Source organism: Thermophilibacter sp. (genome assembly GCF_966187215.1).
This window is the reverse complement of the sequence record NZ_CBIFYV010000001.1, coordinates 1-21722: the sequence shown is the minus strand read 5'-3', so window position 1 is coordinate 21722 and position 21722 is coordinate 1. Positions and strand designations below refer to the sequence as shown.

At 68.0% G+C, this 21722-nt stretch carries 19 protein-coding genes and 3 tRNA genes; 2 read left to right on the top strand and 20 right to left on the bottom strand.

Annotated features, from left to right (window positions below):
• The 4 genes from ACWTSU_RS00110 to ACWTSU_RS00095 form a co-directional block, all read right to left on the bottom strand.
• The coding region (locus ACWTSU_RS00110) for a 2-oxoacid:acceptor oxidoreductase family protein (RefSeq protein ID WP_455137866.1) at positions 1-1415 on the bottom strand (1415 nt) is incomplete at its 3' end.
• A 209-nt stretch (positions 1416-1624) separates the two neighbouring features.
• Positions 1625-2293: a hypothetical protein gene (locus tag ACWTSU_RS00105; protein WP_455137865.1), complete on the bottom strand. Its 669-nt coding sequence runs from the start codon at positions 2291-2293 to the stop codon at positions 1625-1627.
• A 262-nt stretch (positions 2294-2555) separates the two neighbouring features.
• Positions 2556-2645 (bottom strand) — tRNA-Ser (locus ACWTSU_RS00100).
• A gap of 39 nt (positions 2646-2684) precedes the next feature.
• A tRNA-Ser gene (locus ACWTSU_RS00095) sits at positions 2685-2775 on the bottom strand.
• 194 nt (positions 2776-2969) lie between these two features.
• Here ACWTSU_RS00095 and ACWTSU_RS00090 point away from each other — a divergent pair.
• Positions 2970-3713 (top strand): trimeric intracellular cation channel family protein, encoded by a 744-nt coding sequence (locus ACWTSU_RS00090; RefSeq protein WP_455137864.1) that lies wholly within the window; start codon positions 2970-2972, stop codon positions 3711-3713.
• A gap of 88 nt (positions 3714-3801) precedes the next feature.
• Here the strand turns inward: ACWTSU_RS00090 and typA are convergent, their stop codons facing one another.
• The 14 genes from typA to ACWTSU_RS00020 all read right to left on the bottom strand — a co-directional run bounded on the left by typA (position 3802) and on the right by ACWTSU_RS00020 (position 19162).
• Positions 3802-5640: a translational GTPase TypA gene (gene typA, locus ACWTSU_RS00085; RefSeq protein ID WP_455137863.1), complete on the bottom strand. Its 1839-nt coding sequence runs from the start codon at positions 5638-5640 to the stop codon at positions 3802-3804.
• An 83-nt stretch (positions 5641-5723) separates the two neighbouring features.
• Positions 5724-6140, bottom strand: a complete 417-nt coding sequence (locus tag ACWTSU_RS00080; protein WP_455137862.1) for a hypothetical protein — start codon at positions 6138-6140, stop codon at positions 5724-5726.
• 221 nt (positions 6141-6361) lie between these two features.
• Positions 6362-7735, bottom strand: coding sequence for an argininosuccinate lyase (gene argH, locus ACWTSU_RS00075; protein WP_455137861.1), 1374 nt, complete (start codon positions 7733-7735; stop codon positions 6362-6364).
• A 381-nt stretch (positions 7736-8116) separates the two neighbouring features.
• On the bottom strand, positions 8117-9265 hold the full coding sequence (locus tag ACWTSU_RS00070; protein ID WP_455137860.1) for a hypothetical protein: 1149 nt from the start codon (positions 9263-9265) through the stop codon (positions 8117-8119).
• A 217-nt stretch (positions 9266-9482) separates the two neighbouring features.
• Entirely contained in the window at positions 9483-10712 is a 1230-nt protein-coding gene (locus ACWTSU_RS00065) for an argininosuccinate synthase (protein WP_455137859.1), read from the bottom strand.
• 450 nt (positions 10713-11162) lie between these two features.
• Positions 11163-11846: a transaldolase family protein gene (locus ACWTSU_RS00060; RefSeq protein ID WP_455137858.1), complete on the bottom strand. Its 684-nt coding sequence runs from the start codon at positions 11844-11846 to the stop codon at positions 11163-11165.
• A gap of 53 nt (positions 11847-11899) precedes the next feature.
• On the bottom strand, positions 11900-12601 hold the full coding sequence (locus tag ACWTSU_RS00055; RefSeq protein ID WP_455137857.1) for an L-ribulose-5-phosphate 4-epimerase: 702 nt from the start codon (positions 12599-12601) through the stop codon (positions 11900-11902).
• 48 nt (positions 12602-12649) lie between these two features.
• Positions 12650-13456: an HAD-IIB family hydrolase gene (locus ACWTSU_RS00050; RefSeq protein ID WP_455137856.1), complete on the bottom strand. Its 807-nt coding sequence runs from the start codon at positions 13454-13456 to the stop codon at positions 12650-12652.
• A gap of 1 nt (position 13457) precedes the next feature.
• Positions 13458-14318: an L-ribulose-5-phosphate 3-epimerase gene (locus tag ACWTSU_RS00045; protein ID WP_455137855.1), complete on the bottom strand. Its 861-nt coding sequence runs from the start codon at positions 14316-14318 to the stop codon at positions 13458-13460.
• A gap of 136 nt (positions 14319-14454) precedes the next feature.
• Positions 14455-15579, bottom strand: a complete 1125-nt coding sequence (gene ulaG, locus ACWTSU_RS00040; RefSeq protein ID WP_455137854.1) for an L-ascorbate 6-phosphate lactonase — start codon at positions 15577-15579, stop codon at positions 14455-14457.
• Positions 15580-15664: 85 nt separating this feature from the next.
• On the bottom strand, positions 15665-16705 hold the full coding sequence (locus ACWTSU_RS00035) for a hypothetical protein (RefSeq protein ID WP_455137853.1): 1041 nt from the start codon (positions 16703-16705) through the stop codon (positions 15665-15667).
• Positions 16706-16720: 15 nt separating this feature from the next.
• Positions 16721-17029 carry a PTS sugar transporter subunit IIB gene (locus ACWTSU_RS00030; RefSeq protein WP_455137852.1) on the bottom strand — a complete coding sequence of 103 codons (309 nt, stop codon included), beginning with the start codon at positions 17027-17029 and terminating at the stop codon, positions 16721-16723.
• An 80-nt stretch (positions 17030-17109) separates the two neighbouring features.
• Positions 17110-18639 carry a PTS ascorbate transporter subunit IIC gene (locus ACWTSU_RS00025; RefSeq protein ID WP_455137851.1) on the bottom strand — a complete coding sequence of 510 codons (1530 nt, stop codon included), beginning with the start codon at positions 18637-18639 and terminating at the stop codon, positions 17110-17112.
• Positions 18640-18670: 31 nt separating this feature from the next.
• Positions 18671-19162, bottom strand: coding sequence for a PTS sugar transporter subunit IIA (locus ACWTSU_RS00020; protein WP_455137850.1), 492 nt, complete (start codon positions 19160-19162; stop codon positions 18671-18673).
• Between the two features lie 285 nt (positions 19163-19447).
• On the opposite strand from ACWTSU_RS00020, the gene ACWTSU_RS00015 reads away from it, so the two are divergent.
• On the top strand, positions 19448-20230 hold the full coding sequence (locus ACWTSU_RS00015; RefSeq protein WP_455137849.1) for a DeoR/GlpR family DNA-binding transcription regulator: 783 nt from the start codon (positions 19448-19450) through the stop codon (positions 20228-20230).
• Positions 20231-20300: 70 nt separating this feature from the next.
• Here the strand turns inward: ACWTSU_RS00015 and ACWTSU_RS00010 are convergent.
• Both ACWTSU_RS00010 and ACWTSU_RS00005 read right to left on the bottom strand, forming a co-directional pair.
• Positions 20301-20376 (bottom strand) — tRNA-Lys (locus tag ACWTSU_RS00010).
• A gap of 37 nt (positions 20377-20413) precedes the next feature.
• Complete coding sequence (locus ACWTSU_RS00005) at positions 20414-21679, bottom strand: aminopeptidase (RefSeq protein ID WP_455137867.1); 1266 nt, start codon at positions 21677-21679, stop codon at positions 20414-20416.
• Positions 21680-21722 lie beyond the last annotated feature (43 nt).

The following is a 21722-nucleotide window of genomic DNA, read 5'->3' as shown; positions in this document are numbered from 1 at the left end:
CCGAAGCGCAGGTGGCTGATGGTGACGCCGCCGGTCTTCTTGGAGTCGTACTGGAAGTAGGCCTGGACGTACTTGTCGGTGTGGTCGCCGATGATCTTGATCGAGTTCTTGTTGGCGCCCACGGTGCCGTCGCCGCCGAGGCCCCAGAACTTGCACTCGATGGTGCTCGGGTCGGCGGTGTTGGGGCAGTCGGGGTCCATGGGCAGCGACAGGTTGGTGACGTCGTCCACGATGCCGATGGTGAACTCGCGCTTGGGCTCGTCCTTCTCGAGCTCCTTGTAGACCGCGAACGCGGCCGCGGGGGGCTCGTCCTTGGAGCCGAGGCCGTAGCGGCCGCCGACGACCTGGATGCCGGTCTTGCCGGCCTCGTAGAGGGCGGCGACGACGTCCTCGTAGAGCGGCTCGCCGATGGAGCCGGGCTCCTTGGTGCGGTCGAGCACGGCGATCTTCTTGACGGTGGCGGGCAGCGCGGCCACGAAGTCCTCGATGGACCACGGACGGTACAGGCGGACCTTCACGAGGCCGACCTTCTCGCCGTGCGCGTTGAGGTAGTCGATGACCTCCTCGAGCGTGTCGCAGAAGGAGCCCATGCAGACCACGACGCGGTCGGCGTCGTCGGCGCCGTAGTAGTCGAAGAGGTGGTAGCTGGTGCCGAGCTTCTCGTTGATCTTGTCCATGTAGGACTGGACCACGGCGGGAAGCGCGTCGTAGGCCTTGTTGCAGGCCTCGCGGTGCTGGAAGAAGATGTCGCCGTTCTCGTGGGAGCCGCGCGCGTGCGGGTGCTCCGGGTTGAGGGCGTGGTCGCGGAACGCCTGGACGGCGTCCATGTCCAGCATCTCCTTGAGGTCGTCGAAGTCCCAGACCGCGACCTTCTGGATCTCGTGAGAGGTGCGGAAGCCGTCGAAGAAGTTCAGGAACGGCACCTTGCCCTCGATGGCGGCGAGGTGGGCCACCGGCGCGAGGTCCATGACCTCCTGGACGTTGCCCTCGGCGAGCATGGCGAAGCCGGTCTGGCGGCAGGCCATGACGTCGGAGTGGTCGCCGAAGATGTTGAGCGCGTGGGTGGCCACGGTGCGCGCCGACACGTGGAAGACGGCCGGCAGGCCCTCGCCCGCGATCTTGTACATGTTGGGGATCATGAGGAGCAGGCCCTGCGAGGCGGTGTAGGTGGTGGTGAGCGCACCGGCACCCAGCGAGCCGTGGACGGTACCGGCGGCGCCGGCCTCGGACTCCATCTCGACGACCTTGACCGGCGTGCCAAAGACGTTCTTCATGCCCTGGGCAGCCCACTGGTCAACGTGGTCGGCCATGGGGCTGGACGGGGTGATCGGGTAGATGCCCGCCACCTCGGTGAACGCATACGAGACGTACGCCGCCGCCTCGTTGCCGTCCATGGACTTAAACTTACGCGCCATATCCTCTCCTTCTACCGTATATCGGCTGACCGGGACGAGTCCCGGGCGCTTCTCGCCATAGGCGCATGACGAGACCGGGCCAGAGGCCCAAGCACAGTCAGTCTACTACCCAATGTCAGGGTTGATAACGCGCGCGTCGGGCGAGAGGCGCGCGTGGGCCGCCTAGCGGAGGTCCGGCGGCGCGAGCGCGGCGGATTGGCGCCCGGATCTTAGCGCCGCTTGGCGCTGGCCGCGGCGAGCAGGCGGGCATACCCCTGCGCGAGCCGCGCGGAGCGGGGGCCGGACGCGGTGGAGGACGGGACCACGCCGTGCTCGTCCGACGCGAGGAACGTCTCGTCGAGGCGGGCGTCCCCGTCGAGCGCGCGATGGGCGAGAAGCTCGTCGCGCTCCACGCTCATGCCGACGGTGCGCGCGAGGTCGGAGACGAGCGTGTCGATGGCGGAGGGTGCGGCGTCGGCGGGACGGCCCCAGACGAGCGCGTCGCCGCGCACGCCCCAGAGGGTCTCGGGCGCCACGCCCGTCCGCGCGGCCTCGAGCTCGGCCGCGCAGGCGCGCTCGGCGAGAAGCGAGGTCGTGGGGTGTGCGAGGGGCTCGTAGGGACCCACCGTCATGGCGGCGCGGCCCTCCTCGTCGATGATGAGCATGAGCACGCCGTCCGGGTGCGCGGCGGCACCATCGGCGAGCGTCCACTCGATGTGCTGCTTCGCCCACGCGACGAGCTGCGGGGAGACGGGGGCGCCGTTCGCGCGGCGGCGCGAGAGGGCACGGAGCAAGCGGTTCTCCATCGGCAGCGTGCGCGCGGCGAGCCGCCAGCGGCAGACCAGCGCCGGCGCGCCCAGCGTAAAGCCCTCCATCTGCGCGTCCTTCTCGACGGTCACGCGCCCTCCCTTCGTCGGGACCATTCTAGCGCGGGGGCGCCTCCTGCCGGCTCGCCCTTCTCATCGTATTGCTCTGACATCAATTAACCCGCAAAAACTGACAAAATCGTTTTTCTTTCCTGCAATTATATGAATATGAAATCATTTTTTGCGGGTTGTTTGAGCGGTGGCCGCAAACAGGGGCGGATGTGACAGGGCGATAAGGGCGCCGGCGCGCGGCATGAAAAAGGGTCGGTCCCGCGAGACCGACCCGAGGCTCACATGGCGGAGGAGGAGGGATTCGAACCCTCGTACCCCCGAAGGGGTAAACGGTTTTCGAGACCGCCGCATTCAACCACTCTGCCACCCCTCCGAAGGGTGACGTGGCGCCCGGAGGCGCCACGGAAAGATCTGGCGGAGAGTCAGGGATTTGAACCCTGGAGACGCTTTAGGCGCCTACACGATTTCCAATCGTGCTCCTTCGGCCACTCGGACAACTCTCCGTAAATGGTGCAGCGGACAGTATAGCGTAAGTGGCGCCCGCTGCGAAGCCCCAATTTGCCCGGATTTACCCCGCACAAGGGGTGAGACAACCCGCTCGCACACCCTGAAAAATGGGCCCCGATCGCGCGGCCGCCGAGGGGAACTTGCGCGACAATGGGCGGGCACTGTCGAGAAGGACCGCCGAGGAGTCACCGTGCCCGAGATCTTCACCTCATCCAGCCCCGAGCTCGCCGCCGTCTCGCTGCCCGCCTGGGTGGACCTGATGTCGGTGATCGTGGGCTCGGCCACCGGCATCGCCGTGGCACGGGCGCGCCACCTCGACGCCGTGGGGTTCGTGGGGCTGGCGCTTTTGTGCGGGCTGGGCGGCGGCCTCATCCGCGACGTCATGATGCAGGTCGGCAGCGTCTACATGCTCGACTCGCCGTTCGCCATCCCGGCGAGCGCCGCCACCGGGCTGCTGGCCTTCCTCTTCCCGCGGCCGCTGGACCGCGCGGGCAGTCTGCTGGAGTGGCTCGACATCGCCGCCGTGGCGCTCTTCGCGCTCGTGGGCTGCGACAAGGCGCTGGTCAACGACCTGCTGCCCGCCTCGTGCCTGCTGATGGGCGTGATCACCGGCGTGGGCGGCGGCATGCTGCGCGACGTGTTCCTCGGCGACGTGCCGCGCATCTTCCAGCGCTCCAACCTCTACGCCGTGTGCGCGCTGGCCGGCAGCGCCGCGTACTGGTGCGCGGTGGTGCTCGGACACGTGAGCAAGTTCTGGGGCGCGCTGCTGTGCGTGGCGGTGACGATTGGGCTGCGGCGCTGGTCGCTGCACTTCAACGTGCAGACGCCCGCCGACGTTGACCTGGGACCGCGCGTGGCGGCACCGGTTCGACGGGCGGCCCGGCGCGTGCGCGTGACCCGCTGGCGCGCGACGCGGCGAGGGCGTCACTCGTAGCTAACCGCCGGCCGCGACGCGGCGAGAAGAACGGGGCCGCGCCCAACCTCGGCACGGCCCCGTGGCTCCGGGCCTCTGGTCCTTCTCGCTACTTCTTGACCTTGCCGTTGCGAACGGCCCACTTGCGGCGCTCGGTCTCGTTGAGGATGCGCTTGCGCATGCGGACGCTCTTGGGCGTGACCTCCACCAGCTCGTCGTCCATGATGTACTCGAGGGCCTCCTCCAGCGTGAAGGAGCGCGGCGGCGTGAGCTGCACGGCGATGTCGGCGGTCGAGGAGCGCTGGTTGCCCAGGCTCTTGGTGCGCGCGATGTTGACGACCATGTCGCCGGGCTTGGAGCGCTCGCCCACGAGCATGCCCTCGTAGCACTCGTCGCCGGGGGCCACGAAGAGCTGGCCGCGCTCCTGCAGCGTGCCGAGGGCGTAGGCCACGGCCTTCTCGGTGGACATGGAGATCATCGCGCCGTTCTGGCGCACGCCGATCTCGCCGGCGTACGGGCCGTACTCGAGGAACGTGTGGTAGAAGACGGCCTCACCGTGCGTGACGTTGAGGATGCGGTTCTTGAGGCCCATGATGCCGCGCGTGGGGATCTTGAACTCGAGGTGCGTCTGCGTGGTGCCGGAGTCCATGCTCGTCATGGTGCCGCCGGCGTTGCCGAAGACCTCGATGACCTTGCCGGAGTACTCGCCGGGGCACTCCACCACGGCCTGCTCAACGGGCTCGGTCATCTGGCCGTTCTCGTCCTTCTTGAACAGCACGCGCGGGCGGCCCACCTGGAACTCGAAGCCCTCGCGGCGCATGGTCTCCATCAGGACCGAGAGGTGCAGGATGCCGCGGCCGGAGACCTCGATGCCGGTCTTGTCGGGCAGCTCCTCGATGCGCATGGTCACGTTGTTCTCGCGCTCCTGCATGAGGCGCTCCTTGAGCTGGCGGCCGCCCACGATGTCGCCCTCGCGGCCCACGAGCGGCGAGGTCGACGGCTCGAAGATGACCGACAGCGTGGGCGGGTCGATCTCGATGGGCTCCAGCTCAACGGGGTTGTCCGGGTCGGTGTAGACGTCGCCGATGTCGGTGGAGTCCACGCCCACCACGGCCGCGATGTCGCCGGCGGCCACCTCGCGGGTCTCGGTGCGGCCCAGGTAGTCAAAGGTGAAGAGCTGCTTGACCTGGCTCATGGCGCGGCTGCCGTCGTTCTTCACCACGAGGATCCTGTCGCCGTCGTGGATAGTGCCGGAGTAGATGCGCCCGATGCCGATGCGGCCCACGTACTCGGAGTGGTCGATGGTCACGCACTGCATGGCGAGCGGGCCGTCCGGGTCCACGTCGGGCGCGGGCAGGGCGTCCACGATCATGTCGAGCAGCGGGTACATGTCCATGTTGCCGTCGTCGGGCGCCAGGCGGGCGAAGCCGTTGACCGCGGAGGCAAAGACCACGTGCTCCATCGTGAACTCGAGCTGCTCGTCGCTGGCGCCGAGGTCCATCATGAGGTCCAGCGAGTCGTTGACCACGGCCTCGGGGCGCGCGCCCTCGCGGTCGATCTTGTTGACGACCATCATGATGGCCAGGCCCGCGTCGATGGCGTGGCGCAGCACGAAGCGCGTCTGGGGCATGGGGCCCTCGGCGGCGTCCACCAGCAGCAGCGCGCCGTCGGCCATGCGCAGCACGCGCTCGACCTCGCCGCCGAAGTCGGCGTGGCCCGGGGTGTCGATGACGTTGATCTTGATGCCCTTGTACTCGATCGAGATGTTCTTGGCCAGGATGGTGATGCCGCGCTCGCGCTCCTGGTCGTTGGAGTCGAGCACGCGGTCCTGGACCTGCTGGTTCTCGCGGAAGGCGTCGGTGGCCTTGAGCATCTGGTCCACGAGCGTGGTCTTGCCGTGGTCGACGTGGGCGATGATGGCGATGTTCCTGATGTTCTCCTGGCGCATGGGTCCCTCTCGCGTTGCGGCGGCCGAGCGGCGCGCGGCGGCGCCTCTCGGCCGATGGTTGGATTTTCTCGATATACGGTACTTTACAGCAGTGCGGGCACCTCGCCGGCCGGCGCGGGGTCGGTCCACGTGAAACCCTCGCCGGAGCCCTTGCCGTCGATCAGCGAGAAGGCCGAGTAGCCGCGCCAGCCGCGCTCGCCGAACTCCAGCAGCAGGGCGTCGGCGTAGGCGCCGGCCTCGTCGGCAACGGCGCCCTCGTAGGCGAGCGCGTAGCGGACGGCGCCCGCGACCTGGCCGACCTGCGCGCGGGCGGCCTCGAGACAGGCCTCGGGGCCGTCGTCCGTGAACTCGAAGGACTGCGTGGCGCCGGAGGTGTCCTGCACGACGAGCAGCACCTCAAAGGGCTCGCCCGCGGCGAGAAGGTCCAGCGCGTCTCCCATCAGCGTGCTGGCGAGCTCATCCGTGGCGGGCGAGACGCCCTCGCGGCGGATGTCGGCCATGTAACCCCCTCACCTCGTCTTTTCCGCTGCCATGATACCGCAGGCGGGCGCGGGCCTGGTCGCGCGCCTGCCGCGCTTGCGAATCGCGTGAAGTCGGAGGGTTCTGGGCGCCGCCGCTCAAGAAATCGCGGAAGTCGGTTACTGCGGCAACAGACTTCCGCGGTTCTCTGCGCAGGCCCCGGCGAAAGGCGCCGACATGCGCGGTTTCTTGCGCGTCGCCGCTACCCCTCCAGCGCGGCGCGCGCCTCCTTGAGCTGCTCGACCACGGCGTCGTGGCCGGTGCCGCCGTAGGTCACGCGTGCGTTGGCGATGCCGGCAGGATCCAGGTCACGCGCGATGTCCGCGTCGAACAGCGGGCTCGCCGCGCGGAACTCCTCGGCCGTGAGGTCCTCGAGCCCCTTGCCGTGCTTCTCGCAGTAGAGCACGAGCTCGCCCACCACGCGGTGCGCCTCACGGAACGGCATGCCCTTCTTGGTCAGGTAGTCGGCCACGTCCGTGGCCGCCGAGAAGCCCGTGCCCGCCTGCGCTAGCATGACGTCGGCGTGCACGGTCATGGTCTCGATCATGCCCGCCGCGATCTCCATGCAGTCGCTGAGCGTGCGCGCGGCGTCGAGCGGGCCCTCCTTGCACTCCTGGAGGTCCTTGTTGTAGGCCAACGGCAGCGACTTCATCGTGGTCAGCAGCGCCATCAGGTCGCCGTAGACGCGACCGGTCTTGCCGCGCGTGAGCTCGGCGAAGTCGGGGTTCTTCTTCTGCGGCATGATCGACGAGCCGGTGGAGTAGCTGTCGGACAGCGTGATGAAGCCGAACTCGGTGGAGCTCCACAGCACGATCTCCTCGCACAGCCGCGACAGGTGCATCATGCTCACGGCGCAGGCGTACTCGAGGTCGAGCAGGTAGTCGCGGTCCGAGACGGCGTCGAGCGAGTTGGGGATCGTGCGCGAGAAGCCCAGCAGCTCGGTGGTGCGCCGGCGGTCGAGCGGGTAGGTGGTGCCGGCGAGCGCCGCCGCGCCGAGCGGGTTGGCGTCGGCCGCCGCGCGGGCCGCAACCAGGCGGGTGTGGTCGCGGGTGAACATCCAGAAGTACGCGAGCAGGTGGTGGGAGAGCAGCACCGGCTGGGCATGCTGGAGGTGCGTGTAGCCGGGCATCACCACGTCGAGGTGCTTCTCGGCGGCCTCGACGAGCACGCGGCGCAGAGCCGTGTTGCCCTCGATCAGCTGGTCGCAGAGGTCCTTGGCGAGCAGGCGGATGTCGGTGGCCACCTGGTCGTTGCGCGAGCGGCCAGTGTGAAGGCGGGCGCCGGGTGTGCCGATGGCGCGCGTGAGGGCGCCCTCCACGGCCATGTGGACGTCCTCGTCGTTGACGTCCCAGACGAAGGTGCCGTCGGCGATCTGGTCCGCGATGTCGGCCAGGCCCGCGTCGATGGCCGCCTGGTCCTCGGCGGAGATGATGCCCTGCTCAGCCAGCATCTTGGCGTGGGCGCGGCTGCCGGCGATGTCCTGCGCGGCCATGCTCTTGTCGACCTCGAGGCTCGCGCCGAACTCCTGCGTGAACTGGTCCACGCCCTTCTCGAACCTGCCGCCCCACAGCGCCATGCCGGCTCCCTTCTCGCGTTTCTCGCCTCCTAGGGTACCAAAGCGAGCAGCGGGTCAGCGGGGTTGCGTGAGCGTGGCGGTTAGACGTGCGCGGTTGCGTGTGGTTCTGGCTGGTCCGGTACGACCGGTCTTCTCGATAGCATGCACTTCTTAGCAAGTCTGAAAACAATCATCGCGTTTTACCGAGTTCACAAAACCAAATGTATGCTATTTGGGAACGAAGTGGGCAACGAGAGGCGCGGGACGCTCGAAAGGGCCAAAACCAAGTGCCATGCTATTTGGGGTAGAACTACGCACGCGGGCGGCGCGGGCGCTCAAAAGGGCCGAAAGCGCGCCCTGCCAGTGGGCGCGACGGGACGGCAGCGACGGTCGACGGGACCCTCAGAACGGCACGATGGCGTCGTAGGTCTTGGGCTTGGACGAGGTTCGGTGCGCCTTGAGCTCGGCGGCATAACGAGCCCCCGGCTCCCACGGCAGCAGCGACCATATGACCAGCTGGCGGACCCACCCGAGCACGTCCGAGCTGAGCAGCGCGCGGACCATGGGATCGATCGGCCGGTTGTCGAGCTTCTCAACCGCCAGCAGGGCCTCCAGCATCACGGCATCCAGCCCGCCCGGCGCGAACAGGTCCTCCGTGGTCACGGGCAGGATGATGCGACCCTGCGCGGCCAACTCGCGGTTTCGACCAAGGTCGTCGCGGTACTTGGCCCGCACGGCGTCCATCGCCGCGGCGGTCCGCTCCGGGGGTGCCTCGGCAATAGAACGCAGGTCAAAGTGGTCGCGGCTGTCGTAGTTGAAGCCCACCGACGTGCCGACCACCTCGATGTCCGGGACGCGCGTGGCGCGGGCTCCCATGGCCACGAGCTGGGGGTCGTTGGCGTGGCGGCGGTTGAGGCGCACGGGACCGAGGCCGTAGCCGTAGCGGTCGATCGGCGTGACCGCCATGAGGGCGACCAGCGCCTCGAGGGGTGACCAGGCGTCGTCGGCCACGCGCTCGAGCGCGTCGCGCGCCGCGACGAGCCCCCGCACGTGCCGGCAGGACCCCAGATAGGCGTCGAGGCGCGCGACCGAGGTGACGGGCTCGACGTTGTACGCAACGTCCCCCATCCGCGGGGAGCGCGCGTCGCGAGCGTAGGTGCCGCACAGCTCGTAGCCGAGCAGCGTGAGGACCTCCGTCTCCATGACGCCCGCCAGCTCGAGGAACAGCAGCTCGGGACAGGGAATGACGAGGCCGTCGCCCAAGTCGACGAACGAGCCCGGAGGCAGCTCCGTCGAGTGCAGCGTGTTGCTGACGAACCGCGCCTGGACGCGCGACTCGCGCGCGGGAACGGCCACGTCGATGGGGTGGCGCTCGTCGGGTGGACCGTCGAGCGCGAGGCGGTCAAGGGGCAGAAGGCGCCTCGTCCAGCGCCGGGCAGGGCTCGGGTCGGGCGCGGGGAGGTCGCACCGCGCGGCGGGCAGACGCTCCCCCGACGCGCGCAGGCGGCGCAGGACGCGCAGGGCCGTGAGCTTGCACACGCACAGGCGCATGGGACCTCCTCGGGCTCGCCGGGCTTCTCGCCACGCGGGCTTCTCGCTCGCGCACCGCATCGTTCCGCCTATTAGCATACACTTTAGTTCACAAATCGAGCAAAGAGCGAGAAGTTCTTTCAGGTCTCTTCTCAAGTGTATGCTGTCGCAGCAAAAAAACGGCCGACCGGGAGCGAATCCCGGCCGGCCGTCAGCCGGCGGCTGTGCGAGGTTCCGCCTAGTGCACCGGCTGGAGGCCGCTGCCCGGGCCCTGGACGCGCGACCAGGTCTTGGACTGCAGGCCGTGGAGGACGATGAAGCCCTCCGCGGCGGTGTGGTCGAAGGTGTCGCCCTCGTCGTAGGTGGCGAGGTTGTAGTCGTAGAGACTGTAGTCGGAGCGCACGCCGTCAACGAACAGGCCGCCCTTGCACAGGATGAGGCGCACGTCGCCGCTCACGAACTTCTGCGTGTAGGCGTTGTACGCGTCGATGGCGTTGCGGTTCTGCGAGAACCACAGGCCGCGGTACACGGTGCTGGCCCACTCGACGTCCATCTTGGCCTTCTGCTTGAGCGTCTCGGCATCGAGGCAGAGCTGCTCGAGCGTCTGGTGCGCCTGGATGAGCAGCAGCGCGGCCGGGCACTCGTAGCACTCGCGGCTCTTGATGCCCACCACGCGGTCCTCGATCATGTCGATGCGGCCGTAGCCGTTGCGGCCGGCGATCTCGTTGGCCTTGATGATGAGGCTGAGCAGGTCCATCTTCTCGCCGTTGATGGCCGTGGGGATGCCCTCCTCGAAGGAGATCACGACCTCCTCGGGGTCGGCCGGGCAGTCCTCGAGGTTGGCGGTCATCGTCCAGATGTCCGCGGGCGGCTTGTTCCAGGTGTCCTCCAGCACGCCGCACTCGATCGCGCGACCCCAGAGGTTGTCGTCGATGGAGTAGGGCTTCTTCTTGGTGGTGGGCACGGGCACGCCGTTGGCCTCGGCCCACTCCATCTCGGAGTCGCGCGTGGTGAGGTCCCACTCGCGCACGGGCGCGATGATCTCGAGCTCGGGGTCGAGCGCGCGGATGCAGGTCTCAAAGCGCACCTGGTCGTTGCCCTTGCCGGTGCAGCCATGCGCGATGTACTTGGCGCCGTACTGGTGCGCGATGTCCACGAGGTGCTTGGAGATCAGCGGGCGGCTGAGCGCGGAGAGCAGCGGGTAGACGCCCTCGTACTTGCCGTTGGCCCAGATGGCCTTCGAGAGGATCTTCTCGGCGTACTCGGCGCGCATGTCGATGGCCTCGGACGCGATGGCGCCCATGTCGAGCGCCTTCTGCTTGATCCAGCTGAGGTCCTTCTCGTCCTGGCCCACGTTGCCGCAGATGGCGATGACGTCGAGGTTCTTCTCGACCTGCAGCCACTTGACGATGACCGAGGTGTCCAGCCCGCCGGAGTACGCGAGGACGACCTTTTCCTTCTCTGCCATGGTGTTGTTCCTTTCGGTCGTGCGATCTGCCAAACGATACGAAAATGCCCCGACGTCGCGGGGCGCAGGAGCCTAATGGGCCGGCGAGCCGGCAGGCTGGAGCGGACGCGACGCCTAGGGCGTGATTCGTCGGTTCTGGCGTCGGGTTGCGAGGAGGGGCGCAGCAGCCATGAGCGTGCTGTGAACGTTCATCAACGTTGGCCTCCTCAGTAGTTGAGCGGGCGCGGGCTATTGGCCCGCGGCTGTCTGACGAGGCTGACTATAGGCCTGGCGCGCGGGCGGCGCAAGCGGCGGGCGAGAAGATACTCGCAGCCGAAACAAACGACGCGCGCGGTGGGGCCCCTCGTCACAAAAGGCGGGCGCCGGGGTCCGCGTTCCCCGGCGCCCGCCTCCCCGAAGGGCCCAGATGAGCCGACGGACCCACGCGCGCGGCCCGCCGGCCCGTGGAGGCTAGGCCTGCTCGGTGACCTTCTTCCAGTCGGCCTCGAAGGAGGCGAGGCCCTGGTCGGTCAGCGGGTGCTTGAGGCACTTCTTGAGCGCCGCGAACGGCACGGTGGCGATGTCGGCGCCCAGGAGCGCGGCCTGGGTGACGTGGTTGGGCGTGCGCACCGAGGCGGTGATGATCTCGACCTGGTCGTCGACGTTCTTGCCGGTCCAGTCGTAGTTGCGCACGCAGGTCACGATGTCGGCGAGCTGGCTGATGCCGTCCTCGGCGATGTCGTCGAAGCGGCCCACGAACGGGCTCACGTAGCGCGCGCCGGCGTTGGCGGCCAGCAGCGCCTGGGGCGCCGAGAAGATCAGCGTCATGTTGACGCGCACGCCCGCGTCGGCCAGCGCGCGGCACGCGGCGAGGCCGTTCTCGCAGACCGGCAGCTTGACCACGATGTTGGGCGCCAGCGCGGCGAGGCGCTTGCCCTCCTCGACCATGCCCTCGACGGTGGTCGCGGTGGACTCGGCCGAGACCGGCAGGCCCTCGCAGAGCTCCGCGATCTTGAGCATGTGCGGCTCGAAGTCGGCGAGCTTGCCGCCCGTGCGGGCGTAGAGCGACGGGTTGGTGGTCACGCCGGCCAGGCAGCCCCAGCTCTTGGCCTCGGCGATCTCGTCGAGGTCTGCGGTGTCGATGAAGAACTTCATGGTGACTCCCTCTCTCTTGTTCCGATGTGGAAAAGGGACTGTCCCTTTTCCACCTAGCGCTGGCCGTAGTAGGCGTTGGGCCCGTGCTTGCGCAGGTAGTGCTTGTCGAGCAGGTACTGGGGCGCGGGACCGCAGTGGGGCGCCAGCGCCTCGGTGTCGATGGCCATGCGGGCCACCTCCTCCACCACCACGGCGTGGTAGACCGCGTCGGCGGCATCGGTGCCCCAGGTGAAGGGGCCGTGGTTGCGCACCAGGGCGGCGGGCACGGCCACCGGGTCGATGCCGCGCTCGGCGAAGCCCTCCACGATCACGTTGCCGGTCTCCAGCTCGTAGGCGCGCTCGATCTCGTCCTCGGTGAGGCCGCGCATGCACGGCACCGGCCCGTAGAAGTAGTCGGCATGCGTGGTGCCGTAGGCCGGGATGTCACGGCCGGCCTGCGCCCACGCGACGGCCGAGCGCGAGTGCGTGTGCACCACGCCGCCGACCTTCTCGCCCCACGCGCGGTAGAGCGCGGCGTGCGTGGCGGTGTCGGACGACGGCTTGAGGTCGCCCTCCACGACCTTGCCCTCGAGGTCGCACACGACCATGGCCTCTGGGCTCAGGTCCTCGTAGTCCACGCCGGACGGCTTGATCACAAAGAGGCCCCGCTCACGGTCCAGCTCAGAGGCGTTGCCCCAGGTGAAGACCACCAGCCCGTGCCTGGGCAGGTCCATGTTGGCCTCGTAGACCTTCTCGCGAAGCTCCTTGAGCATCATCTGAAAATCCCTTCCCTCCGCTGGCTGGCGAGAGACCTCGGCCTCCCGTCAGCCCCGTATCAGTCCGAAGTGCTCGAGGGCCGTGGCCACGCCGTCGTCCAGGACGCCGTCGGTCACGTAGCCCCCCAGCTCGCGCACGCGCTCGATCACGTGCGGGCGCGCGTTGCCCATGACCACGCCGGTATCGGCCGCCGCGAGCATGGGCAGGTCGTTCTCGGAGTCGCCGAAGGCGTAGGTGTGCGCCGGCGGCTCGTCCAGCGCGTCCACGAAGGCGAGAAGCCCGGCGCCCTTGTCAATCCCCTCGACCGTCACCTCGTTCATGCCGTCCCCCAGCCGGAAGAGCACGAGGCTCGAGCGCAGGATCTCGCTGGAGTTGAACTTCTCGAGCTCGTGGTCGTGGAAGACCGCCTTGGAGAAGCGCAGGTCGGGCCTGAGCGCCTCCACCTCGCGCGCCGTGGCGACGGTGGTGACGTGCGGGAACCAGTTCTCGCCGCGGTCGAGCGACACGTTGAGCTCGGCGCTCTCCCAGATGGCCGAGATGTCCAGGCGCTCCATCTCGCGCAGCGCGGCGCGCACCACCTCGGCCGGCATGGCCACGTCGCGGACCACGCGCCCGTCCAGCTCCACGTGGGCGCCGTCCATGGTCACGTAGCCCGAGAAGGGCAGCGACGCCACCTCGGGGACCACGAGCCCCTGGGGCCGGCCGGTGCACAGCACGCAGGTGCCGCCGGACGCCGCGTACTCCTCGAGCGCCGCGCGCACGCGGTCGGTGGGCGCGCCGTTGAGGTGGCGCTCGTCGCGGTAGACGAGCGTCCCGTCGATGTCGAAGAACGCGTAGGTGCCGGCGGCGGACACGCTACAGCCCCGCCCGCTCGAAGGCCGCGTCGATCTTGCCGCGCACGAAGCTCGACGCCTCGGCCGCCTCCTCGCGCCAGGCGTCGGAGCCCACGTACCAGAACTCCGCCACGAAGCGGCGCACGCCCTGCGCGACCAGCTCGTCGAGACCGCCCTCGTAGTCCGTGGTGCCCGTGCCGAAGGGGATCTCGCGGTACTTGCCGGCCACGGTCTCCTTGCAGTGGGCGGCGATGATGTGGCCGCGCCCCGTGGCGACGTCGTCGCGCACGCTCTTGCCGTAGAGGAACGAGGCGTTGGTCAGGTTGCCCAGGTCGGGGTAGACGCCCAGGTACGGGCTGTCGATGAGGTCCACGTAGCGCATGGCCTTCTCGACGGTGTCCATGAACGGCGTCTCCATGGTCTCGAAGCCGAGAAGGACGCCCACGCGCGACGCCATCTCGACGGCGCGCGCGAGGTTCTCCTCGAAGCGCTTGCGCGTCTCGGGCGTGCCCTCCTCGTAGTAGACGTCGTAGCCAGCCAGCTGGATCGTGCGGATGCCGAGGTCGCACGCCAGGTCGAGCGCCTTCTTCATGATCTCGAGCGAGCGCGCCTCGACGGCCGGGTCGCTCGCGCCGAGCGGGTACTTGCGGTGGCCGGACAGGCACATCGAGCGGATCAGCGTGCCGGTGTTGTCCATCGCGCGCACGAGCTGGCGACGCTCGCCGGGCGACCACTCCAGCCGCTCGAGGCGCGCGTCGGACTCGTCGACGCTCATCTCCACGTAGTCGAAGCCGCACGCGCGCGCCACCTCGAGGCGCTCGATCCAGGTGAGCTCGGAGGGCACGGCCTTCTCGTACATCCCGAGCAGGTATTTCTTGGACACTTTATCCTCCCTCCGCCCGCCCTGGCCCTCCGGGGCGGCGCAGACGGTCCCCGGGGCCGGCCACCGTGGTGGTGACCGGCCCTTGGACCTGCGGTTTTCTCAAAGGCTCAGCTAGGGGCGAGAAGCCCCTCGCGCGCTACAGGACGCTGCGGAACGGCACGTTGGGCTCGTGCTCGAAGCAGTCCTCGAAGCCGCGCTGGTAGACGAAGTACTTCTTGCCGGCCTCGTAGTCAGTCGGGTAGGTGTAGTGCCCGCCGACCTTCCAGTAGTACGGCTTGAAGGTGTAGCCCAGGCGCTCCTTGCGCATGTTGTAGAGGACCTCGATCTCGTTGAGGTCGGCCTCGAAGTTGGTCCAGACGTCCCAGTGGATGGGGATGACGACCTTGCACTGCAGGGCCTCGGCCATGCGGATGATGTCGGAGGCCTCCATCTTGTCCTGCATGCCCATGGGGTTGCAGCCGTAGGAGCCAAAGGCCACGTCCACGCCGCCGTACTCCTTGGCGATGTCCTTGCCGTGCTTGGCGAAGTAGATCGAGTAGTGCGAGTCGCCGGAGTGGTAGATGTTGCCGCCCGGAGTGCGCAGCAGGTAGTTGACGGCCTTCTCGTCCATGTCCATCGGGCACTTGCCCCAGAGGTCCTCGCGGTCCTCGCCGGTGGAGTCGGTGGTGGTGATGCAGGTGCGGTCAAACGAGTCCATCGCGATGATCTCGATGTCGCCGACCTTGATCTTGTCGCCCGGCTTCACGGTGATGCAGCGGTCCTCGGGCACGCCCCACTTGAGCCAGAACTCGACGGACTTCTTGGGGCCGATGAACGGAACGGGGATCTCGTTGCCGTTCTCGTCGGTGGTGGTCATGCCGGACTGGATGACGTGCGCGGCGAACTCCTTGGACATGTGGTCCTGGTGGTAGTGCGTGGCCAGCACCGCGTCCACGTGCTTGATCGCGAACGGGTCGAAGACGTACGGGATGTTGCGCAGGTTGGGCTGCATCTTGCGGCAGCCGGCCATGTTGGCCATCTGGTGACCGGGCTTCATCTTGCCGTCGCCGTGGGTGCGCTTGCCGTTGCCGGTCCACAGGTCGATGGTGATGGCGGTGTTGCCGGGGGTCTTCATGTAGATGCCGGTGCAGCCGAGCCACCACATCTCGACGGTGCCGGGGGCGGGCTGGGCGGCCTCCATGTCCTCGTTGAGCCAGGTGCCCCACTCGGGGAAGGTGTTCATGATCCACTTCTCGCGCGTGACCTCGTCAATGGCAGACATGTTCGATCCTCCTTCTTCTTGGTTGGGGCGGGGCGCTGGGCCCCACCGGTGAGATGTGGAAAAGGGACTGTCCCTTTTCCACGTGTCAGGCGGTGACGTCGTAGAGCGCGACCTCGTCGGTCTCGCGGTTGGCGGCGATGACGCGCGCCTGGCCGTCGTCGTCGATGACCCAGCAGTTGGCCGGGCCGCGGTCGTGGTCGATGACCTCGAGCTGGTAGGCGCCGTCGGCGTAGTAGACGCGCAGCAGGTCGCGGCCGGCCTTGCGGTTGCCCACGATGGCGCACTTCTCGCCGGCGAGCTCGCCGCTCCAGATGGCGTGCAGGAAGTCGCGCTTCTCGGGATCCTCCCAGACCTTCTGGTAGGTGTCCTCGACCTCGGTCTCGTGCCAGACGGAGAGCGTGTCGCCGTGGAAGGCGGACAGCGTCAGGATCTCGTCCTTGCCGTCACCGTCGAAGTCCACCATGCAGATGTCGCTGGTGGGCTGGACGATCAGGCAGCGCACGTCCCACGCGCCGTCGGCCGTCGCCGGCGGGGTGTAGCGGAAGACGCCGGCCGCGGTGGACACGAGCGCGAAGCTGTGGTCGGGCGCGTACCAGAAGCCGTGGTTCTGCAGCTGGCAGCCCGTGAGCAGCGTGGGCTCGACCGTGGCGGTGGCCAGGTCGTCGCCGAGCTTGGCCACGTAGACCGCGCCGGGGGTCAGCCAGTCGTTCTTGACCTGGCGGCAGGCGCTCTTGATGGTGCAGGCGATCAGCCACAGCTGGCCGTCGGCGCCGGTGAGCAGCCCGAAGCGGTGCACGTAGGGCAGGTCGCAGATGCGGTGGCTGCTCCAGGTGCCGTCGGCGCCGCGCGTGTAGCAGGCTATGCCGGCGGTGTCGGCGCCGAAGTTGGGCGAGAAGAACTCGGTGGTCGCGAGGAGCTGGTCGTCACGGCCGGGGACCTGCGTGACGGTCATGACGCCGCCGGGGCCCTCGGTCACGGTCTCCATCGGCGTGCCGTCGAGGGCGAAGCGGCGGATCGGGCCGTCCTTCTCGACGCCGATGACGAAGCTCCTGGCGTCCGCGCCGTCGAACGTGCCGATGGCGTAGGCCTTGGGCATGCTCGCGATGACCTTCTTGGTGTACTGCATTCGAGTCGCCGTCCCCTAGGCCTTGAACTTCTCGGCGGCGCCGGTGGAGACGAGCGCGTCCTCCATCTCCTTGTCGGAGAGGACGTTGCGCAGGCCGATGACCGTCACGCCGGCCTTCTCGGCGTCATCGTACATGCTCTTGAAGTTGGCGGGCGCGAAGACGATGTCGTACTGGCGCGCGGAGGAGACGCCCTCGGACAGCGCGCAGTGGTGGATGTCGGCCACGCCCATGCCCAGCTTCTTGGTGACGCGCTCGGCGGTCATCTTCATCATCAGGGAGGTGCCGGCTCCGTTGGCGCAGGCGACGAGGATCTTGGCGTTCATGGTGTCCCTTTCTCTTGGGGGCCGGGGCGTCGCGCCCCGGCCCGCTTGCGTGTGAGGTGGTGCTCAGGACCGGGCGGTCGCTACTTGCCGGACTTGGCGGCAGCCTTGGCAGCGGCCTTCTCGGCGCGGATCTTCTTGCACTGCTCCCAGTCCTCGACCTCCATGAAGTAGGTCTCCTTGTTGGCGCGGTACTGGAGCTGCGGGATGGCGATCAGGGCGATGATGCAGATGGCCAGGCCCGCGTAGGACAGGAACTTCATGAGGCCGGTCATGATCGGCCAGACCACAGCCCAGTCCCACATGCCGAGGTAGCCGCCGTAGGCCGCCATGCCGACCCAGCCGGCGATGAGCGCGGAGCCAAAGACCTGCAGCAGGCCCGAGATGAACGGCAGCAGCATGCAGGCGCGCAGGCCGCCCTTGTCGTTGGCGTAGACGCCGATGGTGGCGTTGTCAAAGAACAGCGGCACGAAGCCGGCCATGACGACGACGGGGCTGCCGAGCAGGATCAGCAGGCCGATGGCGAGGAACTGGCCGAGGGCGCCGAAGAGGAAGCCGATGGTCACGGCGTTGGGCGCGCCGAAGCCGAAGGTGACGGCGCAGTCGACGCCGGGCACGGAGCCCTTGAGGAGCTTGGTCGAGATGCCCTGGAACGAGTTGGTGAGCTCGGTGACGAAGGTGCGGACGCCGAGCTGCAGGATCGCGAGGTAGACGGCGAACTCGAACGAGGTGGTGATGATGTACATCACGAAGTCCTGGCTCTCGGTCATGAAGCCCTGCTCGACCAGGAAGTCGCGGCCCAGGATGATGAGGATGACGCCGAAGAACAGGGTCATGAGGATGGCCGTGGCGACCATGTTCTCGTTGAAGATCTTGAGGAAGCCCGGGAGCTTGATGTCATCGACGTTCTTGGACTCCTTCTTGGAGTGCTTGTTCATCCAGCCGGCGATCTTGCTGGAGACGTACACGCCGAACATCTGCTGGTGGGCGATCGTGAGGCCGGCGCCGTCGGTCAGCTCCTGGGTGGGGCCGATGCAGAGGTTGGAGCCCACGGCCCAGTACAGGCCGAGGAGCACCGTCATGATGGCGAGGACGGCCCAGTCCTGGTCCTTGAGCGCGGGGAAGCAGAACAGGATCAGGAAGAACGCCGTGGAGGCCTGCTGCACCTGGACGTGGCCGGTGGTGAACAGGGCGCGGCACTTGGTGTACTTCTTGAGCGCCACGAGGACGATGTTCAGGATGAACGCGAAGAGCAGGAGGAACATGACCAGCGAGAAGGACTTGCCGGAGATGAACGGCAGGGCGCTGGAGCTGGTGTCCTCCATGGCCGCCTGGACGGCGTTCTGGCCGAAGTACGGGTCGATGACCATGGCCGAGAGGTTGAAGCGCGCCTGCAGGCCCACGAGGATCGGGCGGAACGCGTTGGTCAGGCCGCTCGAGCCCACGGCGAGGATCTGGTAGCCGATGACGGCCTTGATGAAGCCGGCCAGGATGTCGTACCAGGGCTTGCGCAGAAGCGCGTAGCCGATGACGACGATGAGGCCGATGAAGTAGGCGGGCTGCGTCAGGATGTTGTTCGCAAACCACGTCCATATACCCATGAGGATGTCCATGGACTTCCCTTCCTAGTTGGGTCGGCAGGCGCTAGGCCTGATCGTGCTGGAGCTTGTCCTCGTCAACGAGGGCATCGATCTCGAGAAGGTCCTCGGGCTTGGTGGCAGCCTTGAGCTTCTCGACCACCGCGTCGTCGGTGAGGATCGCGTAGAGGCGCTGCATGTTGGCGAAGTGCTCCTCCTGGTTGGTGGAGCAGAGCGTGAAGAAGATCTGCGCGTCCTTCTCGGGGTCCTGCCCCTCCTCGTCAAAGTGGACGGGGGACGCGCAGCGCATGAAGCCGATGGCGGTGCCGTGGCACCCGGTGGCGTTCTCGGTGGAGTGCGGCATGGCCACGCCCGGGATCAGGACGATGTAGGGGCCGTGCTTCTCCACGCAGGCGACGATCTCCTCGGCGTAGATCGGGTCGACGGTCCCGTCGGCCTCGAGGGGCTTGCAGCACGCTCGGATGGCATCCCTCCAATCGTCGATGGGGCCCTCCGTGAACGCGTAGTGCCCCTTCTCGTAGATTTCCTTGAGCAGCATCCGGTCCTCTCCTTTCCCTCTGTGCTCCTTTCGTTCCTTTCGTTCGTTTTGAAGAACGTTTGGAACGATTTGTTGCTGAATATTATGAACGAATGTTGAAGAACAATGGTCGTTCTGTTCGTAAATACCGTAAACGGTCAGTAATTGTCCGTCAACGGTCAACTTAATCGTTCATATTATTCATGATTGACCCTTTGTGGTAGGTGTAAGAGGATGTCAACATTCAAAATGAGCATCTACGGTCCGCCATGCGCGGCGCGGGCCGTTGCGGAAGGGGTGAGCACCATGGCCGAGCGGCGCGGACGGGCGTTCGTCGAGCAGCGCAGGCGGACGATCCTGAACATCCTGGCCGAGGAGGGGCGCGTGGGGGTGGCGGCCCTCGCCGAGCGGCTGGGCGTCTCTCAGCTCACGCTCAGGCGCGACCTCTCGGAGCTCGAGGCGCGCGGCCAGGTGGCGCGGCGCTACGGGGAGGCCTCGCTCGCGGGGGCGACCGAGGGCGAGGAGCGCCCGGGCGGCGGAGCGCCGTTCGAGGCCGAGAAGGCCGCGATCGCGCGGGCTGCGGCCGAGCTGGTGAGCGAGCACGAGCTGCTGTTCATCAACACGAGCTCCACGGCGCTGGCGCTGGTGCCCCACATCACGGCGCACGGCGTGACCGTGGTCACCAACAGCGCGCTGGCTCACGAGCTCCCCATCCCGCCCAACGGCATGATCCTCGTCACCGGCGGGGAGATCCGCCCGCCGCGCGGCGTGCTCTCGGGCGAGTTCGCGCTCGCCAACGTGCGCAGCGTCTCGGCCACCACGTGCTTCGTGGGGTGCGAGGGCATCTCCACGGTGACCGGCATCACCTCCACCACGCAGCAGGAGGCCACCGTCAACTCCCTCATGGTGGAGCGCTCCGACCGCATGGTGATTCTCGCCGACTCGAGCAAGCTCGGCGTGGCCGCGGGCTTCACCTACGCGCCGCTCGATCGCGTGTCGCTGCTCATAACCGACACCGGGGCCACCGACGAGGACGTTGAGATCCTGCTGGAGGCCGGCATCCACGAGATTCGCCGCGTCGCGCCGTAGCGGGGGCGCGAGGCCGCTTGCCACAAGAAAGCAGGCCGGGAAGTGCGCTCCCCGGCCTGCTCGTCGTTAGTGGTGCGCCGTCAGGGCCTCGAACCCTGGACCTTGGGATTAAAAGTCCCCTGCTCTGCCAACTAAGCTAACGGCGCGCGGGGTCGATTCTACCACGCGCCCGTCGCGGCGCGGCTACTCCCAGGCCCACTGACCGTCCGCGAAGACGGGCGTCTCGGTGCCGTCGGCGGCGATGCCGTAGACGTTGAGGTCGTCGGTGCCGATCATGAAGTCCACGTGCGCGCTGCTCTGGTTGACGCCGCGGGCGAGAAGCTCGTCCTTGCTGAGGCTCGTGCCGTCGGCCACGCACTCGGGGAAGCCCATGCCCAGCGCCAGGTGGCAGCTCGCGTTCTCGTCGTAGAGCGTGTCGTAGAAGAGGGTCTCGCTCTGGCGGATGGGCGTGTTCTTGGAGACGAGCGCGCACTCGCCGAGGCGCCGCGACCCCTCGTCCGTCTCGATGATGTGGCGCAGGACCTCCTTGCCCTGGGCGGCGCCGTAGTCGACCACCTGGCCGCCCTCGAAGCGCAGCCAGAAGTCGCGCACCGTCTGCCCGGCGTGGACGAGCGGCAGCGCGGCGTGAACGATGCCGTCGGCGCGCAGGCGGTCGGGCGAGGTGAAGACCTCCTCGGTGGGGATGTTGGGGAAGAACGTGACGCCGTCCTGCGTGCGGCCCGCGCCGCCGTCCCAGACGTGCCCCTCGGGAAGGCCGATCGTGAGGTCGGTGCCGTTTGAGGCCTCGTAGCGCAGAGCGTCGAAGCGGTGCTGGTTGAGGAAGCGCTTGGTCTTCTCGAACGAGGCGTTGTGCGTCTCCCAGGCGCTCTCGGGGTCCTCGCCGTCCGCGCGCGAGACCTGCAGGATGAGGGCCCACAGGCGGTAGAGCGCCTCGGCGTCGCTCAGGCCCGGGAACACCTCGCGCGCCCAGGCGACCACGGGCACGCCAGCGATGCACCAGGCGTTGCGGCCGAAGTCCATGCCGTCGCGGAAGGAGCGGCACTCGGTGTTGCGCGCGCGGGCGGCCGCGGCGGGCTTGGCCGGGTCGATGCCGCGCAGGGCACCGGGGTCCTGGCCCTCGAGGAAGAGGAACGCGGCGCCCTCCTCCGCGAGCGAGTTGAGCTGCTCGACCTGCCATGAGGGCGTGTGCTCAAAGTGCTCGAGCGGGCAGTTCTCATAGGTGAGGCGCGTGACGGCGTCGTCCGCCCAGATGACGGTCACGTGCCCGGCGCCGGCGCGATAGGCCGCGGCCACCACGCGCCGCGCGAAGTCCGCGCGCTCGATGGGGGCCTGGAGGACGAGCTCCTGGCCCTCGCGCAGGGCCACGCCCTTGCGCACGAGCAGGTTGGCGTAGAGGTCGAGCTGGTCGGAGAGCGCATCGGTCGCGCAGAGGCACTCGGCGTCGGTCATGGGGAGGGTGGGCACGGTGGTCCTTTCGCTCGGCGCGCGGCGA

Excerpts from the sequence above, each read along its gene's own strand:
- typA (WP_455137863.1), bottom strand. The coding sequence starts at position 5,640 with ATGCGCCAGGAGAACATCAGGAACATCGCCATCATCGCCCACGTCGAC.
- ACWTSU_RS00080 (WP_455137862.1), bottom strand. The coding sequence starts at position 6,140 with ATGGCCGACATCCGCCGCGAGGGCGTCTCGCCCGCCACGGATGAGCTC.
- argH (WP_455137861.1), bottom strand. The coding sequence starts at position 7,735 with ATGGCGCTGTGGGGCGGCAGGTTCGAGAAGGGCGTGGACCAGTTCACG.
- ACWTSU_RS00070 (WP_455137860.1), bottom strand. The coding sequence starts at position 9,265 with ATGCGCCTGTGCGTGTGCAAGCTCACGGCCCTGCGCGTCCTGCGCCGC.
- ACWTSU_RS00065 (WP_455137859.1), bottom strand. The coding sequence starts at position 10,712 with ATGGCAGAGAAGGAAAAGGTCGTCCTCGCGTACTCCGGCGGGCTGGAC.
- ACWTSU_RS00060 (WP_455137858.1), bottom strand. The coding sequence starts at position 11,846 with ATGAAGTTCTTCATCGACACCGCAGACCTCGACGAGATCGCCGAGGCC.
- ACWTSU_RS00055 (WP_455137857.1), bottom strand. The coding sequence starts at position 12,601 with ATGATGCTCAAGGAGCTTCGCGAGAAGGTCTACGAGGCCAACATGGAC.
- ulaG (WP_455137854.1), bottom strand. The coding sequence starts at position 15,579 with ATGTCTGCCATTGACGAGGTCACGCGCGAGAAGTGGATCATGAACACC.
- ACWTSU_RS00035 (WP_455137853.1), bottom strand. The coding sequence starts at position 16,705 with ATGCAGTACACCAAGAAGGTCATCGCGAGCATGCCCAAGGCCTACGCC.
- ACWTSU_RS00030 (WP_455137852.1), bottom strand. The coding sequence starts at position 17,029 with ATGAACGCCAAGATCCTCGTCGCCTGCGCCAACGGAGCCGGCACCTCC.
- ACWTSU_RS00025 (WP_455137851.1), bottom strand. The coding sequence starts at position 18,639 with ATGGACATCCTCATGGGTATATGGACGTGGTTTGCGAACAACATCCTG.
- ACWTSU_RS00020 (WP_455137850.1), bottom strand. The coding sequence starts at position 19,162 with ATGCTGCTCAAGGAAATCTACGAGAAGGGGCACTACGCGTTCACGGAG.
- ACWTSU_RS00015 (WP_455137849.1), top strand. The coding sequence starts at position 19,448 with ATGGCCGAGCGGCGCGGACGGGCGTTCGTCGAGCAGCGCAGGCGGACG.
- ACWTSU_RS00005 (WP_455137867.1), bottom strand. The coding sequence starts at position 21,679 with ATGACCGACGCCGAGTGCCTCTGCGCGACCGATGCGCTCTCCGACCAG.